Annotated in this window: 16 protein-coding genes and 1 pseudogene; 7 read left to right on the forward strand and 10 right to left on the reverse strand. The window is 52.0% G+C overall.

Going from position 1 to position 18591, the window contains the following annotated elements:
- Nucleotides 1–87: 87 nt before the first annotated feature.
- The 4 genes from treB (at nucleotide 88) to nrdG (ending at nucleotide 6397) form a co-directional block, all read left to right on the forward strand.
- Nucleotides 88–1509, forward strand: a complete 1422-nt coding sequence (gene treB / locus WC5_RS17340) for a PTS trehalose transporter subunit IIBC (protein ID WP_016231480.1) — start codon at nucleotides 88–90, stop codon at nucleotides 1507–1509.
- 49 nt (nucleotides 1510–1558) lie between these two features.
- Complete coding sequence (gene treC / locus WC5_RS17335) at nucleotides 1559–3214, forward strand: alpha,alpha-phosphotrehalase (RefSeq protein WP_000183359.1); 1656 nt, start codon at nucleotides 1559–1561, stop codon at nucleotides 3212–3214.
- A gap of 393 nt (nucleotides 3215–3607) precedes the next feature.
- On the forward strand, nucleotides 3608–5746 hold the full coding sequence (nrdD, locus tag WC5_RS17330) for an anaerobic ribonucleoside-triphosphate reductase (RefSeq protein ID WP_000187803.1): 2139 nt from the start codon (nucleotides 3608–3610) through the stop codon (nucleotides 5744–5746).
- 186 nt (nucleotides 5747–5932) lie between these two features.
- The gene (gene nrdG / locus WC5_RS17325; protein ID WP_001106233.1) at nucleotides 5933–6397 is read left to right on the forward strand and encodes an anaerobic ribonucleoside-triphosphate reductase-activating protein; all 465 of its coding nucleotides are present in this window, start codon (nucleotides 5933–5935) and stop codon (nucleotides 6395–6397) included.
- Here nrdG and WC5_RS0121905 read toward each other — a convergent pair.
- The 4 genes and pseudogenes from WC5_RS0121905 to pmbA form a co-directional block, all read right to left on the reverse strand.
- A pseudogene (locus tag WC5_RS0121905) lies at nucleotides 6398–6687 on the reverse strand (type II toxin-antitoxin system RelE family toxin). It lies immediately after the preceding gene.
- The gene (locus tag WC5_RS17320; RefSeq protein ID WP_000212715.1) at nucleotides 6677–6919 is read right to left on the reverse strand and encodes a type II toxin-antitoxin system RelB/DinJ family antitoxin; all 243 of its coding nucleotides are present in this window, start codon (nucleotides 6917–6919) and stop codon (nucleotides 6677–6679) included. The pseudogene WC5_RS0121905 and the gene WC5_RS17320 overlap by 11 nt, the downstream one beginning before the upstream one ends.
- 191 nt (nucleotides 6920–7110) lie before the next feature.
- The gene (cybC, locus tag WC5_RS17315; RefSeq protein WP_001232263.1) at nucleotides 7111–7497 is read right to left on the reverse strand and encodes a cytochrome b562; all 387 of its coding nucleotides are present in this window, start codon (nucleotides 7495–7497) and stop codon (nucleotides 7111–7113) included.
- Nucleotides 7498–7551: 54 nt separating this feature from the next.
- Nucleotides 7552–8904 carry a metalloprotease PmbA gene (pmbA, locus tag WC5_RS17310; protein ID WP_001162191.1) on the reverse strand — a complete coding sequence of 451 codons (1353 nt, stop codon included), beginning with the start codon at nucleotides 8902–8904 and terminating at the stop codon, nucleotides 7552–7554.
- A gap of 93 nt (nucleotides 8905–8997) precedes the next feature.
- Here pmbA and yjgA point away from each other — a divergent pair, with 93 nt between their 5' ends.
- Complete coding sequence (yjgA, locus tag WC5_RS17305) at nucleotides 8998–9549, forward strand: ribosome biogenesis factor YjgA (protein WP_000166265.1); 552 nt, start codon at nucleotides 8998–9000, stop codon at nucleotides 9547–9549.
- Nucleotides 9550–9634: 85 nt separating this feature from the next.
- Here yjgA and mpl read toward each other — a convergent pair whose 3' ends face one another.
- Nucleotides 9635–11008, reverse strand: a complete 1374-nt coding sequence (gene mpl, locus WC5_RS17300) for a UDP-N-acetylmuramate:L-alanyl-gamma-D-glutamyl-meso-diaminopimelate ligase (protein ID WP_001219775.1) — start codon at nucleotides 11006–11008, stop codon at nucleotides 9635–9637.
- Nucleotides 11009–11183: 175 nt separating this feature from the next.
- On the opposite strand from mpl, the gene fbp reads away from it, so the two are divergent.
- A complete protein-coding gene (fbp, locus tag WC5_RS17295) occupies nucleotides 11184–12182 on the forward strand; it encodes a class 1 fructose-bisphosphatase (protein WP_000853756.1) in 999 nt (332 codons plus the stop codon).
- Nucleotides 12183–12340: 158 nt separating this feature from the next.
- On the opposite strand, the gene yjfF is transcribed toward fbp, so the two are convergent.
- The 4 genes from yjfF to ytfQ form a co-directional block, all read right to left on the reverse strand.
- Nucleotides 12341–13336 carry a galactofuranose ABC transporter, permease protein YjfF gene (gene yjfF, locus WC5_RS17290; protein WP_000596028.1) on the reverse strand — a complete coding sequence of 332 codons (996 nt, stop codon included), beginning with the start codon at nucleotides 13334–13336 and terminating at the stop codon, nucleotides 12341–12343.
- Nucleotides 13323–14345, reverse strand: a complete 1023-nt coding sequence (ytfT, locus tag WC5_RS17285; protein WP_010349751.1) for a galactofuranose ABC transporter, ATP-binding protein YtfT — start codon at nucleotides 14343–14345, stop codon at nucleotides 13323–13325. Before ytfT ends, yjfF begins: the two co-directional genes overlap by 14 nt.
- Nucleotides 14346–14358: 13 nt before the next feature.
- Nucleotides 14359–15861 carry a galactofuranose ABC transporter, ATP-binding protein YtfR gene (gene ytfR, locus WC5_RS17280; protein ID WP_000205842.1) on the reverse strand — a complete coding sequence of 501 codons (1503 nt, stop codon included), beginning with the start codon at nucleotides 15859–15861 and terminating at the stop codon, nucleotides 14359–14361.
- A 213-nt stretch (nucleotides 15862–16074) separates the two neighbouring features.
- Complete coding sequence (ytfQ, locus tag WC5_RS17275) at nucleotides 16075–17031, reverse strand: galactofuranose ABC transporter substrate-binding protein YtfQ (protein ID WP_000265933.1); 957 nt, start codon at nucleotides 17029–17031, stop codon at nucleotides 16075–16077.
- 308 nt (nucleotides 17032–17339) lie between these two features.
- Here ytfQ and ppa point away from each other — a divergent pair, with 308 nt between their 5' ends.
- The gene (ppa, locus tag WC5_RS17270) at nucleotides 17340–17870 is read left to right on the forward strand and encodes an inorganic diphosphatase (protein WP_000055074.1); all 531 of its coding nucleotides are present in this window, start codon (nucleotides 17340–17342) and stop codon (nucleotides 17868–17870) included.
- 375 nt (nucleotides 17871–18245) lie between these two features.
- Here the strand turns inward: ppa and WC5_RS17265 are convergent, their stop codons facing one another.
- Nucleotides 18246–18590: a gamma-glutamylcyclotransferase family protein gene (locus WC5_RS17265; RefSeq protein ID WP_001219162.1), complete on the reverse strand. Its 345-nt coding sequence runs from the start codon at nucleotides 18588–18590 to the stop codon at nucleotides 18246–18248.
- Nucleotide 18591 lies beyond the last annotated feature (1 nt).

An 18591-nucleotide genomic window follows, 5' to 3' on the forward strand; every position in this document is an offset into this window, starting at 1 on the left:
CCGTGTTTCGGGAACGTTCCCATTTTTAATTTTTCCTTCCCACTATATTCTGCCGTCAACCAAATATGTCATCTGCCACGGGGCCTTATGATGAGCAAAGTGAACCAAACGGATATCGATCGGTTGATTGAACTGGTCGGCGGGCGCGGCAATATCGCGACGGTCAGCCACTGTATTACTCGCCTGCGCTTTGTCCTCAACCAACCAGCCAATGCCAGACCAAAAGAAATTGAACAACTCCCCATGGTGAAAGGCTGTTTCACCAATGCAGGACAATTTCAGGTGGTGATTGGCACCAACGTTGGCGATTACTACAAAGCGTTATTGGCAACGACTGGTCAGGCGCAGGTCGATAAAGAGCAGGTGAAAAAAGCCGCCAGGCAGAATATGAAATGGCATGAACAGTTGATCTCCCATTTCGCGGAGATCTTCTTCCCATTGCTGCCCGCGCTGATTAGCGGCGGTTTGATCCTCGGTTTTCGCAATGTTATCGGCGATCTGCCGATGAGCAACGGCCAGACGCTGGCGCAAATGTACCCTTCCCTGCAAACGATCTACGATTTTCTGTGGTTGATCGGTGAGGCGATCTTCTTCTACCTGCCGGTCGGGATTTGCTGGTCGGCGGTGAAAAAAATGGGCGGCACGCCGATCCTTGGTATTGTGCTTGGCGTAACGCTGGTTTCTCCACAACTGATGAACGCCTATCTGCTCGGGCAGCAGGTGCCGGAAGTGTGGGACTTTGGCATGTTCAGTATTGCGAAAGTAGGCTATCAGGCGCAGGTGATCCCGGCGCTGTTAGCCGGGCTGGCGCTGGGCTTTATTGAAACTCGCCTTAAGCGCATCGTGCCGGATTATCTCTATCTGGTGGTTGTACCGGTCTGCTCGCTGATCCTCGCGGTGTTCCTCGCCCATGCGCTGATTGGTCCGTTTGGTCGCATGATTGGCGATGGCGTTGCCTTTGCGGTACGTCACCTGATGACTGGCAGCTTTGCTCCGATTGGCGCAGCGTTGTTTGGCTTCCTCTATGCGCCGCTGGTCATTACCGGCGTACACCAGACCACGCTTGCCATTGATATGCAGATGATTCAAAGCATGGGCGGTACGCCAGTCTGGCCGCTGATTGCCCTTTCGAATATTGCTCAGGCGTCGGCAGTGGTAGGAATTATTATCGCCAGCCGTAAACAGAACGAGCGGGAAATTTCGGTTCCAGCGGCGATCTCCGCTTATCTTGGGGTTACTGAGCCGGCAATGTACGGCATCAACCTGAAATATCGCTTCCCGATGCTGTGCGCGATGATTGGTTCCGGTCTGGCGGGATTGCTCTGCGGCCTGAACGGCGTTATGGCGAATGGCATCGGCGTCGGTGGTCTGCCTGGTATTCTCTCCATTCAGCTGAGCTACTGGCAGGTATTTGCGCTGGCAATGGCTATCGCCATCATCATCCCGATTGTGCTCACCTCGTTTATCTACCAGCGAAAACACCGCCTGGGCACGCTGAACATTGTTTAATTTTCTTCGGGGCGCACTTGCGCCCCCTCGCATTTGCAGGAATGACGTAATGACTAATCTTCCCCACTGGTGGCAAAACGGCGTTATCTACCAGATTTATCCAAAGAGTTTTCAGGACACCACGGGCAGCGGCACCGGCGATCTGCGAGGAGTCACTCTGCGCCTCGACTACCTACAAAAACTGGGCGTCGATGCTATCTGGTTGACACCTTTTTATGTCTCCCCACAGGTCGATAACGGTTACGACGTAGCGAACTATACGGCGATTGATCCCACCTATGGTACGCTGGACGAGTTTGACGAACTGGTGGCGCAGGCGAAATCGCGCGGTATTCGCATTATCCTTGATATGGTGTTTAACCATACTTCTACCCAACACGCCTGGTTTCGCGAGGCACTGAACAAAGAAAGTCCTTACCGTCAGTTTTATATCTGGCGTGATGGCGAACCAGGAATACCACCGAATAACTGGCGTTCTAAATTCGGCGGCAATGCCTGGCGCTGGCACGCAGAAAGCGAACAGTATTATTTGCATCTGTTTGCACCAGAACAGGCCGATCTCAACTGGGAAAACCCAGCAGTACGCGCAGAACTGAAAAAAGTCTGTGAGTTTTGGGCCGATCGCGGGGTAGACGGGCTGCGCCTGGATGTGGTGAATCTGATTTCCAAAGACCAGAACTTCCCCAACGATCTGGATGGCGACGGGCGTCGCTTCTACACCGACGGGCCACGAGCACACGAATTTTTGCACGAAATGAACCGCGATGTCTTTACGCCACGCGGATTAATGACTGTGGGTGAAATGTCCTCCACCAGCCTTGAACATTGCCAGCGATACGCGGCACTGACAGGCAGTGAATTGTCGATGACCTTTAATTTTCATCACCTGAAGGTCGATTACCCCGGCGGTGAAAAATGGACGCTGGCTAAACCTGACTTTGTGGCGTTAAAAACATTGTTCCGCCACTGGCAACAGGGAATGCACAACGTTGCGTGGAATGCTTTGTTCTGGTGTAACCACGATCAGCCGCGCATTGTTTCTCGCTTTGGCGATGAAGGTGACTACCGTGAGCCTGCGGCAAAAATGCTGGCGATGGTACTGCATGGTATGCAGGGAACACCGTATATCTACCAGGGTGAGGAGATTGGCATGACTAATCCGCATTTCACGCGCATTACCGATTACCGCGACGTGGAGAGCCTCAATATGTTTGCCGAGCTGCGCAACGATGGGCGTGACGCCGAAGAGCTATTGGCAATCCTCGCCAGTAAATCCCGCGATAACAGCCGCACGCCAATGCAATGGAGCAACGGCGATAACGCAGGGTTTACTACCGGCGAGCCGTGGATTGGTCTGAGTGATAACTATCGCGAAATCAACGTGGAAGCTGCGCTGGCCGATAAATCCTCAGTGTTTTACACCTACCAGAAGTTAATCACGCTGCGTAAACAAGAACCCATTCTGACATGGGGCAATTACCAGGATCTCCTGCCAAACAGCCCTGTATTGTGGTGCTATCGCCGTGAATGGCTGGGGAAAACTTTATTGGTGATAGCCAACCTTAGCCGTGACGTGCAGCCCTGGCAACCAACGCAAATCAGCGGCGACTGGCAACTATTAATGCATAACTATGAAGAAGCCGCCTCTCAACCGGGAGCCATGACATTGCGACCTTTTGAGGCTGTCTGGTGGTTGCAGAGATAATTCTTCGCCAGGCCCCGGTAAAGCGAGTATTTCCGGGGCCTTACCTGTCAGAGCGTTGTTTTTGTTGGTTTTTTGAACAGAAAATTATTAAAAAATTTACACATCGCTGTAGCGCCCGTCATCCGTACACTCTGCTTTTTACTTTGAGCTAAATCAAAAAAACCTCAAACATCCTTAATGCAAAGCACTATATATAGACTTTAAAATGCCTCTCAACCCAATATGTTGTATCCGTCGACTATACTTGCACCAAGACACACGCCAACAAAGCCGACAAAATTGTGGATAAAGCGGATTGGGATTGCAGTAACTCCCCGTAAAAAGAGCTAAATAAAGCGGGGCGCACTTCCCAACTTTCTGTGTATAACCTGTTCTTAAAAATATGGAGCGATCATGACACCGCATGTGATGAAACGAGACGGCTGCAAAGTGCCGTTTAAATCAGAGCGCATCAAAGAAGCCATTCTGCGTGCAGCTAAAGCAGCGGAAGTCGATGATGCAGATTATTGTGCCACTGTTGCCGCCGTCGTCAGCGAGCAAATGCAAGGCCGCAACCAGGTCGATATCAACGAAATTCAGACCGCAGTTGAAAACCAGCTGATGTCAGGCCCGTACAAACAACTGGCTCGTGCTTACATTGAGTACCGTCACGATCGCGACATCGAACGTGAAAAACGCGGTCGCCTGAACCAGGAGATCCGTGGTCTGGTCGAGCAAACCAACTCTTCGTTGCTCAATGAAAACGCCAACAAAGACAGCAAGGTAATTCCAACCCAACGCGACCTGCTGGCTGGTATTGTTGCTAAACACTATGCGCGTCAGCACCTGTTGCCGCGTGACGTGGTGCAGGCGCATGAGCGTGGCGATATTCACTACCACGACCTCGATTACTCGCCGTTCTTCCCGATGTTCAACTGCATGTTGATCGACCTGAAAGGTATGCTGACCCAGGGCTTTAAGATGGGGAACGCCGAGATCGAACCACCGAAGTCGATCTCCACTGCCACCGCAGTAACTGCGCAGATTATCGCCCAGGTTGCCAGCCATATTTATGGCGGCACCACCATTAACCGTATCGACGAAGTTCTGGCTCCGTTTGTCACTGCCAGCTACAACAAGCACCGTAAAACAGCGGAAGAGTGGAGCATCCCGGACGCTGAAGGCTACGCCAACTCTCGTACCATCAAAGAGTGCTACGACGCGTTCCAGTCGCTGGAGTACGAAGTAAATACCCTGCACACCGCCAACGGTCAAACACCGTTTGTAACCTTTGGCTTTGGTCTGGGCACCAGCTGGGAGTCGCGCCTGATTCAGGAATCCATCCTGCGTAACCGTATCGCAGGCCTGGGTAAAAACCGCAAAACCGCCGTGTTCCCGAAACTGGTGTTTGCGATTCGCGATGGCCTGAACCATAAAAAAGGCGATCCGAACTACGACATCAAACAGCTGGCGCTGGAGTGCGCAAGCAAGCGCATGTATCCGGATATCCTGAACTACGATCAGGTAGTAAAAGTAACCGGTTCGTTTAAAACCCCGATGGGCTGCCGCAGCTTCCTCGGCGTGTGGGAAAATGAAAACGGCGAGCAGATCCACGATGGTCGTAACAACCTCGGCGTGATCAGCCTGAACCTGCCGCGTATTGCTCTGGAAGCAAAAGGCGATGAAGCCACCTTCTGGAAGCTGCTGGATGAACGTCTGGTGCTGGCACGTAAGGCGCTGATGACCCGTATCGCTCGTCTCGAGGGCGTGAAAGCGCGCGTGGCTCCAATCCTTTATATGGAAGGTGCCTGCGGTGTACGCCTGAATGCCGACGATGATGTTTCTGAAATCTTCAAAAACGGCCGTGCGTCTATTTCGCTGGGTTACATCGGTATCCACGAAACCATTAACGCGCTGTTCGGCGGCGAGCATGTTTATGACAACGAGCAGCTTCGCGCGAAAGGTATTGCGATTGTTGAACGTCTGCGTCAGGCGGTTGATCAGTGGAAAGAAGAGACTGGCTACGGTTTCAGCCTTTACAGCACGCCAAGTGAAAACCTGTGCGACCGCTTCTGCCGTCTCGATACCGCTGAGTTTGGCGTGGTGCCGGGCGTGACCGATAAAGGTTACTACACCAACAGTTTCCACCTTGATGTGGAGAAAAAGGTGAACCCGTACGACAAGATCGACTTTGAAGCACCTTACCCGCCGCTGGCTAACGGTGGTTTCATTTGCTACGGCGAGTATCCAAACATTCAGCACAACCTGAAGGCGCTGGAAGATGTCTGGGATTACAGCTATCAGCATGTACCGTATTACGGCACCAATACGCCGATCGATGAATGCTATGAATGCGGCTTTACCGGTGAGTTTGAGTGCACCAGCAAAGGCTTCACCTGCCCGAAATGTGGTAACCATGACACCTCCCGTGTGTCGGTAACTCGCCGCGTGTGCGGATATTTAGGTAGCCCGGATGCGCGTCCGTTTAACGCCGGTAAGCAGGAAGAAGTTAAGCGCCGCGTTAAACATTTGGGTAATGGGCAGATCGGTTAAGCCTTCCCCCCTCACCCTAACCCTCTCCCTCAGGGAGAGGGGACCGTTCCGTGCCCCTTCTTGACTCCCGACATAATGAGTTGCCTCTAGCCAGTTGGTGTCGTCGCAAGGTGGCAAATGCGTAAGCCTCAGAGGACTTCGCCCCGTACGCACCAGAGCAGTCATGGCGTCAATTGAGAAGCGAAAATGAATTATCATCAGTACTATCCTGTCGACATCGTTAACGGCCCCGGCACTCGCTGCACCCTGTTTGTCTCCGGGTGTGTTCATGAATGCCCCGGTTGCTACAACAAAAGCACCTGGCGGGTAAATTCCGGTCAGCCATTTACCAAAGCAATGGAAGACCAGATCATTAACGATCTGAATGACACTCGTATCAAACGCCAGGGTATTTCCCTCTCCGGCGGCGATCCGCTGCATCCGCAAAACGTGCCGGACATTTTAAAACTGGTACAACGCATCCGCGCCGAGTGTCCGGGTAAAGATATCTGGGTGTGGACAGGCTATAAACTCGACGAACTCAATGCTGCGCAAATGCAGGTTGTTGATCTGATTAACGTGCTGGTCGACGGCAAATTTGTGCAGGATTTAAAAGACCCTTCCCTGATCTGGCGCGGCAGCAGCAATCAGGTGGTGCATCATTTGCGTTAATCACTCATCCAGCCGTTTAGTCGCGTCTTCATAAACGGCTGAGTTCTCTCTCTTACCAATAGCTATCACCAACACGAGCAACTCTTTATCGTTAACCTGATAAACCAGGCGATATCCCAGTGTGTGCAGCTTAATTTTGTAGCAGTCCGGTAAATCCCGCAGTTTAGCCGATGGATTGCGCGGCCTTTTCAGCACATCCTCAAGCTTTTTTTAAATTGTTCCCGGACTGTCACGCCCAGTTTTTGCCACTCTTTCAGCGCCCGCAGATCAAAAGCCAGCTCATAGTTCATCCAGTCGGACCTTAATGGCCTCTTGTGGGTTGGCCAGTCGTTCCCTGACAGTGCGTAACAAGGCTTCTTCACTATCACTGACAGTGAGCGTTTTTACCGGCATTCTTCCATTTTCCGCAACGTACTGAAACAGCAGCCGCACTGCTTCAGTAGGCGTGATATTTAATTTTTCCAGCACCGCATAAGCCTCATTTTTCAGTTTGTCATCCAGGCGGACGTTAAGTGTGGCCATTATGCCTCCGGTAATTATGAAAAGTGTAATGCATTATAGCATTACATATGCATTACATTCATTTCTGGAAAACGCCTCGCAAAAATGAGGACGACACGCAGGAATATGCCGTGGTGAAGATAGATATTGCGGTGATTTTACGAAGGGAGAAGAAAGCGTTGGGCGGTAACGTTTCACCGCCCAATAAGGAATTAACGATACTTCTGGTGGTAGGCGTTGCGGGTCGTTTTCAGTTGCTCTGCGGCGGCCTGTGCTTCTTTGACTTTACCTTCATTAGCCAGCTTCAGCGCGTCGTCAATCTGACCGACCAGAATGTCAAAACCGTGGCGGAAGTCTTTCATTTCCGGGCTGTCTGGTGATTTACCTTCCAGCTTCGGCGGCGTCGCTTTTTGCGCATCCAGCGCCGCAGCGCGCATTTTGGTTAACGCGTCTTTGACTTGTACCGCGTTATCCGCCTTTTCGACCACTTTTAAATTGTCATTGAGGGTTTCCATATTGTCTTCCAGCTCAGCGGCAAACGACACCGAACTGAATACCAACGAGGAGACTGCAAGAATAGCTAACAGGCTTTTACGCATTGCTCACTTCCTTTTTTATTATGAAGATTCGGCGCGGCAGGTCGCGCCAGTTTTTTACTGCCCGGCGATTTTCATCTCCGGCAACAGTACAGAACCACACTGTATATTGCTGCGTGTTTCAATATCGTTACCGACGGTGACAATATTGCGCCACATATCTTTTAAATTACCTGCGATAGTGATTTCACTAACCGGATATTGAATTTCGCCATTCTCTACCCAGAAGCCCGCTGCACCACGGGAATAATCACCGGTAATTGCACTCACGCCCTGACCCATCAGTTCCGTCACTACCAGGCCGGTGCCCATTTCTTTGAGCATCTGCTCAAAGCTGAGTCCTTGCCCGGCAATACGCCAGTTGTGAATACCACCTGCGTGTCCGGTGCTTTTCAGCCCCAGTTTACGCGCGGAATAGCTGGTCAGCAGCCACTGGGTCAGGATGCCATCTTTAATAATATCGCGACGCTCGGTGCGCACCCCTTCGCTGTCGAATGGCGTAGAGGCCAGCCCTTTCAGCAGATGCGGATGTTCTTCAATGGTCAGCCAGTCCGGCAGAATTTGTTTACCCAGCGAGTCGAGCAGGAAGGTGGATTTACGGTAGACCGCGCCACCGGCAATTGCGCCAACTAAATGACCAAACAATCCGGTTGCGACTTCATTGGCAAAAATCACCGGCGCTTTCATGGTGGAGAGTTTACGCGGTGACAGGCGCGATAAAGTGCGGCGAGCGCAGTCTGCCCCAACCCACTCTGGCGTTTGCAGATCGCTCATCGCGCGGCCAATGGTGTAAGCGTAATCACGTTCCATATCGCCATTTTCTTCGGCAATCACACAGCTGGAGAGTGAATGACGCGTTGAGCAGTATCCCTGCAACATACCGTGGCTGTTGCCGAAAACTTTTACGCCGTAGTGGCTGTTAAAGCTGCCACCTTCGGTATTGGTGATGCGTTTGTCCGCCTGCAATGCCGCCTGTTCAGCACGAGCCGCCAGTTCAATAGCTTCATCCGGGGAAACTTCTGCAGGATGGAATAAATCGAGATCCGGCGCATCAAAGGCCAGCAGTTCTTTATCTGCCACACCTGCGTAAGGGTCTGGCGAGGTATAACGAGCAATATCCAGCGCCGCCTGTACGGTGCGGGCAATAGCCTGCGGGCTTAAATCGGTGGATGATGCGCTACCTTTGCGGTTCTGGTGATAAACGGTGATCCCCAGCGCGCCATCGCTATTGAATTCGACATTCTCCACTTCACCATAGCGCGTGCTTACGCTAATGCCGGTGGTCTTGCTGACGGCAACTTCCGCACCGTCCGATTTGCCTGAGGCCAACTCCAGCGCAGTCGAAACTGCTTCTTCCAGAATCTTGCGCTGCGCTTCAACTTGAGAGATTACTTTCATTGCAAGTGCCATAATGTAGAGAGTTTATCTGAAGTCTAACAGAGAACCGTTTTTCAGTGCGCATCTTAACTGGTAACATTAGCCTCTTTTTTTAAGGAGCCTGACATGACTAAGCAGCCCGAAGACTGGCTCGACGACGTTCCCGGTGATGATATCGAAGACGAAGACGATGAAATTATCTGGGTCAGTAAAAGTGAAATTAAACGCGATGCCGAGGAGTTAAAACGCCTGGGCGCGGAAATTGTTGATCTGGGGAAAAACGCGCTGGATAAGATCCCGTTAGATGCGGATCTGCGTGCGGCTATCGAGTTAGCCCAGCGTATTAAAATGGAAGGTCGCCGCCGCCAGTTGCAGCTCATCGGTAAGATGCTGCGCCAGCGCGACGTAGAGCCTATCCGTCAGGCGCTGGATAAGCTGAAAAACCGCCACAACCAGCAGGTGGTGCTGTTCCATAAACTGGAAAACCTGCGCGATCGTTTGATCGATCACGGCGATGATGCCATCGCTGACGTATTGAACTTGTGGCCTGATGCCGATCGCCAGCAACTGCGTACTCTGATCCGCAACGCGAAGAAAGAGAAAGAAGGGAATAAGCCGCCGAAATCCGCGCGACAGATTTTCCAGTATCTGCGCGAGCTGGCAGAGAACGAAGGGTAAGTTGTGTTGTTGATGTGAGTATGGTTTGCCGGATGCGGCGTAAACGCTTTATCCGGCAATGCTACTCCAGGCTGAAGCTTCAGAATTACTGCGCAGCTTCCGCCTTCTTCGCCAGACCATCCAGCAGTTTCTGATGAATACCACCAAAACCGCCGTTGCTCATCACCAGAATATGGTCGCCAGGCTGGGCGGTTTTCACCACCATATCTGCCAACGCATCGACATCACCACTCCAGTGCGCAGGCTGAATACAGGCTTCTGCCACTTCAGCTACCTGCCACGGAATATGCGCCGGTTGCAGCAGAAAGACTTCATCGGCACGGCCTAACGACGGTGCCAGATCGTCTTTGCAGACGCCCATCTTCATGGTGTTTGAGCGCGGTTCCAGCACGGCAATAATACGCGCCGTACCACCGACTTTACCGCGCAGCGCCGCCAGCGTTGCCAGAATCGCCGTCGGGTGATGGGCAAAATCGTCATACACCGTCACGCCATTCGCTTCACCGCGCAACTCCAGACGACGACGCGCGTTGATAAACGACCCCAGCGCATTAGCAGCATCTGCCGGCGCAACACCAACATGACGAGCCGCAGCAATCGCCATCAGACCGTTGTGCATGTTATGTTCGCCAACCAGCGACCATTTCACTTCGCCCACTTTTTCGCCGTCCAGCAATACTTCCCATTCGGAAGCATCGGTGGTCAGCTTTTTCGCCTGCCAGCGTCCCTGCTCGCCTACCTGTTCCTGATCACTCCAGCAACCCATCGCCATGGTCTGTTTCAGGTTGATGTCGTTTTCCGGCCAGATAATACGACCCTGCCCAGGAACAATACGTACCAGATGGTGGAATTGTTTCTGGATCGCTTTCAGGTCATCAAAGATATCGGCGTGATCGAACTCAAGATTGTTGAGGATCAGCGTGCGCGGGCAGTAATGGACAAATTTGGAGCGTTTGTCGAAGAAGGCGCAGTCATACTCGTCCGCTTCGATAACAAAGAAGTCGCTTTCGCCCAGACGCGCCGAAACATCAAAGTTTCCAGGCACACCGCCAATAACAAAACCTGGTTTATAGCCACACTGTTCCAGAATCCTGGTCGCCATTCCCGCCGTGGTGGTTTTGCCGTGTGTACCGGCAACGGCCAGCACCCAGCGGTCGCGCAGCACAAAATCGTGCAGCCACTGCGGCCCCGACATATACGGAATGTTTTTTTCCAGTACCGCTTCCACACACGGATTTCCACGGGTCATGGCATTACCAATAATCACCAGATCCGGCTGCGGATCGAGTTGGCTGGCATCGTAACCCTGAATCAGCTCAATGCCTTGCTTCTCAAGTAAGGTGCTCATCGGCGGATACACATTAGCGTCCGAACCCGTTACTTCATGGCCCAACTGGCGCGCCAGAATCGCCAGACCACCCATAAACGTGCCACAAATTCCTAAAATATGAATGCGCATACGTCATTATCCTTTTTTAATCTACCGCTCATTTTACGCATATGTCGGGCAAGTGAGAAACGCATTTCAGGATAATCCGTAATTTGCTGGCGCGATTCACCTGAGCGCAACATTCAGATTATTTGTTAAGATTGTTGCGGTCGCTTTACTCCATAAACATTGCAGGGAAAGTTTTATGAAAACGTTAGGTGAATTTATTGTCGAAAAGCAGCACGAGTTTTCTCATGCTACCGGTGAGCTCACTGCTTTGCTGTCGGCAATAAAACTGGGCGCCAAGATTATCCATCGCGATATCAACAAAGCAGGACTGGTTGATATCCTGGGTGCCAGCGGTGCTGAGAACGTGCAGGGCGAGGTTCAACAGAAACTCGACCTGTTCGCTAATGAAAAACTGAAAGCCGCATTGAAAGCGCGCGATATCGTTGCGGGCATTGCATCTGAAGAAGAAGATGAGATTGTCGTCTTTGAAGGCTGTGAACACGCAAAATACGTTGTGCTGATGGACCCACTGGATGGCTCGTCCAACATCGATGTTAACGTCTCTGTCGGTACGATTTTCTCCATCTACCGCCGCGTTACACCTGTCGGTACGCCGGTAACGGAAGAAGATTTCCTCCAGCCTGGCAACAAACAGGTTGCCGCAGGTTACGTGGTATACGGCTCCTCTACCATGCTGGTTTACACCACAGGATGCGGTGTTCACGCCTTTACCTATGATCCTTCACTCGGCGTTTTCTGCCTGTGCCAGGAACGGATGCGCTTCCCGGAGAAAGGCTCAACCTACTCCATCAACGAAGGAAACTACATTAAGTTCCCTAATGGGGTGAAGAAGTACATTAAATTCTGCCAGGAAGAAGATAAATCCACCAACCGCCCGTATACCTCGCGTTATATCGGTTCACTGGTTGCGGATTTCCACCGTAACCTGCTGAAAGGTGGAATTTATCTCTACCCAAGCACCGCCAGCCACCCAGACGGTAAACTACGTTTGCTGTATGAATGCAACCCGATGGCATTCCTGGCGGAACAAGCAGGCGGTAAAGCGAGCGATGGCAAAGAGCGTATTCTGGATATCATCCCGGAAACCCTGCACCAGCGCCGTTCGTTCTTCGTCGGCAATAACCATATGGTTGAAGATGTCGAACGCTTTATCCGTGAGTTCCCGGACGCGTAAATCTGATAACAAATGAAAAATAGCCTGATGCGCTACGCTTATCAGGCCTACAGAATGTATTGTAACATTTTGAATTTGCAGACTTTGGTAGGCCGGATAAGGCGTTTACGCCGCATCCGGCAACATCATCTGGCGCCTCTCCTGACGGAGAGGCGTTTTTATCTTTGCGCTATATTCACCCGCGTCACTGGTGAACTCTGACGATTCTCCCACAGCACCGTTAACCCACGCTGTAAGGCAATAAAAATAAACAACAAAATTCCGATGGCGATTTTCGTCCACCATGAACTCAGCGTACCGTCAAAGTTTATGTAAGTCTGAATGAGTCCCTGAATCGCCACGCCAAACAGCGTTCCTAATACTGTCCCAACGCCGCCGCTTAAAAGTGTACCGCCAATCACCACGGAGGCGATAGCGTCCAGTTCCACACCTACGCCAGCCAGCGCGTATCCGGCCTGGGTGTAAATAGAGAAGACAATCCCCGCCAGTGTCGCCAGTCCGGTGGAAAGCATATAAATGCGAATCGTGGTGCTGCGGGTGGAAATCCCCATCAGATTCGCTGATGTAGCGTTGCCACCAATGGCATACACCTGATTACCAAAGCGGGTGCGATGTGCGAGAAAAATACCGATAACCACGACCGCCAGCATCAGCAGCCCCATCGCGCTTAAGCGACCGCCGCCGGGAATTTTCCACGCAAGGCCAGAGAGTGTGTCATAAATGGGATGGTTAATCGGGATCGACTCTTCCGAAACGAGATAACTGACGCCACGCAAAAAAAACATTCCCGCAAGAGTAATAATGAATGCCGGGATCTTCAGCGCGTCGATCAAAAGCCCCATAAATGCGCCGAATGCACAGCCCATCGCCAGTACCAGTGGGAAGGCCAAGAGTGGTGAAATTCCAAAGTCGCCAATCACCTTTGCCAGAAACACGCCGGTAAAAGCGATCACCGAACCGACGGAGAGATCGATACCGCCAGAGAGGATCACAAAGGTCATACCGACGGCGATGATCCCCAAAAAGGCGTTATCGGTCAGGATATTGCAGATCACTCGCGTAGAAGAAAAACCGGGAAACTGCGTCAGGCAGTAGAGATAGCCCAACACAAAAACGCCGATGGTGATCATCAGTGGCAAATTACGTTTTATCATGACTACGTACTCCTTTAATCAGACTGATAAAGCGTTGCGACTGAACAATCAGCACGCAAAGCACCACCACCGCTTTCACCACCTGGTTCATCTCTGGCGGAAAGCCCGAAAGTAAAATCCCGGTGTTCATTCCCTGAATGATCAGCGCCCCCACTACCGAAAGCAGCAGGTTAAAACGCCCGCCCATCAGCGATCCACCGCCGATCACAACCGCGAGAATGGCGTCCAGTTCCAGCCATAATCCGGCGTTATTGGCGTCCGCACCGCGAATATCCGCAGCCACGATAATGCCCGCTATTGCCGCACACAGCCCACTCAACACGTAGGTGAGCATGACGATAATCCGAGTGTTCACTCCGGCATTTTTCGCTGCCCGAATGTTGATACCAACGGCTTCAATAAACATCCCCAGCGCCGTTTTGCGAGTCAACAGCCAGAACAGGAGAAGCGTCAGCACGGCGATAATGACTGGCGTTGGCAGGAACAGCAGCGATCCACTGCCGAACCACGAGAGATCTGGTGAGTTGAAAGTGACGATCTGCCCGGAGGTGATCAGTTGCGCCACGCCGCGCCCGGCAACCATCAGGATCAGAGTGGCGACAAACGGTTGAATTTTGAGGATCGCCACCAGAATGCCATTCCACAATCCTGCCAGAATGCCGGTGCCCAGGGCGCTTAACAAAACAATCGGCAGGCTGAATCCCGCTACCGTCATCGCGGCAGTTGTGGCTCCGGCGATAGCCATCACCGCGCCTACGGAGAGATCAATCCCACCAGTGGCGATCACCAGCGTCATGCCAATCGCCAGTAACGCAACGGGAGCCGCACGGTTAAGAATGTCGATGGGGCTACCGAACAAACGCCCATCCTGAAGCACCACCTGCCAGAAATGTGGGGCGACCAGACTATCGACCAGCAGCACCAGCAATAGCGCCGCCAGTTGCGGCATTCCCGTCGGCCAGCGAAAACGCCTTTTCGACGACGCGGTGTCAGGGAGAGATTGAGGCATCACACTGTTCTCCTTACGCCGCAATGGCGTTCATGATCGCCGGAACGGAGAGTTCTGCCAGCGGGATTTCCGCCACCTGTTTGCGATCGCGCATGATGATCACCCGATCGGCATAGCCCACCAGCTCTTCCAGTTCGGAAGAAATTACTAATAAAGCCAGACCGTCGGCGCAAAGTGTTTCAATCAGGCGGATGATCTCGGCGTGGGCGCCCACGTCAATACCGCGCGTTGGCTCGTCGAGGATCAGAAATTGCGGACGAGTCAGCAGCCAGCGTGAAAGTAATACTTTTTGCTGATTGCCGCCGGAGAGAAACTCAATCGGCTGTTCGGTGGAAGGTGTGCGAATGCCAAGCTGGCGGATAAAACGTTCAGCAATCTCTTGCTGTTCTTTGCGAGAGATCGGTCGTAGCCAGCCGCGCTGGGCTTGTAAGGCAAGGATGATATTTTCGCGCACCGAGGCGGCGGCGATGATGCCATCGGTTTTTCTGTCTTCCGGGCAAAAACCAATGCCCAGTACCGAAGCCTGATGTGGCGATCGTAGCGTTTGTGGTTGGCCTTTGATCAGAGCAGTGCCGCTGTCGGCGGGTTTGATTCCGAAGATAACTTCAGCGGTTTCGGTACGACCCGATCCCAGCAAGCCTGCCAGTCCGACGATCTCGCCCGGGCGCACTTCGAGATCAAACGGCGCGATCGTTCCTTTCTTGCCGTAATTTTTAAACGCAGCAACGGGTTTGTCGCTAAGTAATGTCCGTCCGGCACGTTGTAGCGCGTGGGTATCGAGTTCGCGCCCAAGCATCATTTTGACCAGTTCGATCTGCGGTAGCTCGCGGGTTTCCCGACAGCCAACGAAGCTGCCGTTGCGTAAGACAGTGATCCGATCGCTGACCTGATAAACCTGATCGAGAAAGTGCGTAACGAAGATCAAGCTGACGCCGCGATCGCGCAACTGGCGCATCAGGCCAAACAGCAACTCTACTTCCTGAGTATCGAGACTGGCGGTGGGTTCATCGAGGATCAGCACTTTGGCGGAGAGATCGATGGCCCGGCAAATGGCGACGATTTGCTGCATCGCCACCGAAAAGCGGTTGAGTGGTTCCCGCACGTCGAGGGAGAAGCCATACGATGCCATCAGTTCGGTAGCGCGCTTTTCCATCTCTTTACGGCGTAGCAGGCCGAAACGTTTAGGTTCGCGGCCGATAAAAAGGTTGTCGGCTACCGACATGTTGGGTAACAGGTTGACTTCCTGATAGACGGTGCCGATGCCTAGCTGTTGTGCGTGGGCGGTGTTTTTTGGTGAGATAGTCTGACCGTCCAACCAGATAGTACCGCGATCGGCGTGGTAGACACCGGTAAGTGCTTTGATCAGCGTCGATTTACCGGCTCCGTTTTCACCGAGCAGCGCCATAATTTCACCGCGCCGTAGGCTGAAGTCGACGCTGTCTAACGCTTTGACGCCGGGGAAAAATTTACTTAATCCTTCGGTACGGAGGATTTCCTGGTGTTGGTCGGTCGTCATGGTTTCCCCCCTTAGCCACGCTCTAAAAGTCTGGGAATAGATCGTGCCTGATGTTAAGAGCTGCGCCGTTTGTCCCCCTCACCCTAACCCTCTCCCCGAAGGGGCGAGGGGACAGATTGTGCACGATGTTAAGTCCGGTGCTGTACAACCGCCGGATGCGGCATAAACTCCTTATCCGGCGGCCCACAAGTCGGCATCAGGTATTGATGCCCCTCAATACCCCATGTTTTTCTTCTTCTCTAACTCTTCTTTTGCGGTATCAGGCAGGTAAAGGGTGGACTTGGTCAACGTCAGCTTTTCAGGCATAGTGCCGTCTTTTTTGTATTTCTCCAGCGCGTCGAAGGCCGGGCCGGCCATGTTTGGCGTCAGTTCAACGCTGGCATTCGCTTCGCCATCAATCATTGCTTTGTAGATGTCCGGCACGCCGTCAATGGAACCCGTGAGGATATCTTTGCCTGGCTTCAGACCCGCTTCTTTAATTGCCTGAATTGCGCCAATCACCATGTCGTCGTTATGGGCGTAAACCATGCAGATGTTTTTGCCGTTGTTTTCCGCTTTGATAAAGCTCTCCATGACTTCTTTGCCTTTACTGCGGGTGAAATCACCGGACTGCGAGCGGATGATTTTGATATTTGGCGCATTCTTAATGGCTTCGGCAAAGCCTTTTTTACGGTCGATGGCAACACTTGCCCCAACGGTGCCCTGCAACTCCACCACGTTGCATGGTTTGCCATTCACTTCTTTTACCAGCCAGTCACCAATCAGCTTACCTTCAAGAATGTTGTCAGCGGTGACAGTGGTCATATAGAGAGATTTGTCTTTCACATCAATGGAACGGTCGAGCAAAAAGACCGGAATTTCGGCATCTTTCGCCTCTTTTAATACCGGTTCCCAACCCGTCGCCACCACTGGAGCGATAAAGATCGCATCTACCCCTTGTGCAACGAAGGAACGTACCGCTTTAATCTGGTTTTCCTGCTTTTGCTGACCATCGGCAATTTTTAGCGTGATACCACGTTTTTCGGCCTCACTTTTCGCCACGTTGGTTTCTGCGGCGCGCCAGCCGGATTCCGATCCGACCTGCGAAAATCCTACGGTTAATGGAGCGGCCAACGCCATAGACGACATGGCTGCCGAGACTGCAGAGACTACAAGTAAGCGTTTCCACATAGGGTTGTCCTCGTCGGGGTAATTATTATTGGTGAAAAGATGTTCGCGAAAAAACTATAGACAATTCGTTATGTAACGGATTGCGTTACATCACACTTCAAAAAAGTAAATAAAACGTTAATCACAAGTTTGTAATCGCTTTCATATCACTATGAAAAATGCGGCTACGGTTATGGATTTTCCTGCTCCACGAGCCGTCTTAAAACTGGCGAAAAAGGAATATGAGGACGAAAACAAGCGAAGACATTCGGCGCGAGTTGGCTATAATACTCGGCACTTGTTTGCCACATATTTTAAAGGAAACAGACATGAGCTTACTCAACGTCCCTGCGGGTAAAGATCTGCCGGAAGACATCTACGTTGTTATTGAGATCCCGGCTAACGCAGATCCGATCAAATACGAAATCGACAAAGAGAGCGGCGCACTGTTCGTTGACCGCTTCATGTCCACCGCGATGTTCTATCCGTGCAACTACGGTTACATCAACCACACCCTGTCTCTGGACGGTGACCCGGTTGACGTACTGGTTCCGACTCCGTACCCGCTGCAGCCGGGTTCTGTGATCCGTTGCCGTCCGGTTGGCGTTCTGAAAATGACCGACGAAGCCGGTGAAGATGCGAAACTGGTTGCTGTTCCGCACAGCAAGCTGAGCAAAGAATACGATCACATCAAAGACGTTAACGATCTGCCGGAACTGCTGAAGGCTCAGATCGCTCACTTCTTCGAGCACTACAAAGACCTCGAAAAAGGCAAGTGGGTTAAAGTTGACGGCTGGGATAACGCCGAAGCCGCTAAAGCTGAAATCGTTGCTTCCTTCGAGCGCGCAAAGAATAAATAAGTTCTTCTAGCGCAATAACCCTGAACGCCGGGCTTCGGTTAGTAAGGGTTTTTTTATGCCCGCAATATATAAACTATCTATTCCACTATCATTATTCTCAGCAGTTGAAAGGCTTGAACGGTAAGAACAAGCTAAACTCGACCACCATTTTGCTGTTCATAGCCACTTGCTGGAAGTTAGCCGACCTCACTCATACTCACCGTTCAAAGCGTGCCCCGGTTTTACCCCTGCGCATTTGTAAACGCCAGCAGAGTTTTTCATGCGTTAACAGATATGGAAAGCGGCTCGGAGAGAAAAGCAAAAGGTGGGGGAATTACAAAAAAGAATGCGAGATACCTCGAAAAAACAACGCCACCCGAAGGTGGCGTGTTTATATTATGACTTATCCCTGTCTAACCAGTCGCCGCTTTCAATCAGCGTTAATCCATCGACGGGTCGTTGATAAACGTACATCCATGCACTCCCGTACGGCGTCTGAATCAACTGGCGCGCGTATTCACCGCCCCTGGTGCGCAAGGCATCAAGTTCGGCCAGCGTGGCGTTGTCAATACGATAAACTTCACCGTGTACCGTTCCGTTTCCCGGAACTGCGCCTGGATAGTGGCCCAGGCTATACAACTGGTAGTTATCGATACTGAAATCGCCCAGCAACTGGGCATTGGTCATCCAGTGGCTGTTGCCTTGTTTGTGACGTAAACTGCCGTAGACAAATATTCGCATC

The sequence above is a fragment of the Escherichia sp. KTE114 genome, from assembly GCF_000407765.1.
Classification (GTDB): domain Bacteria; phylum Pseudomonadota; class Gammaproteobacteria; order Enterobacterales; family Enterobacteriaceae; genus Escherichia; species Escherichia ruysiae.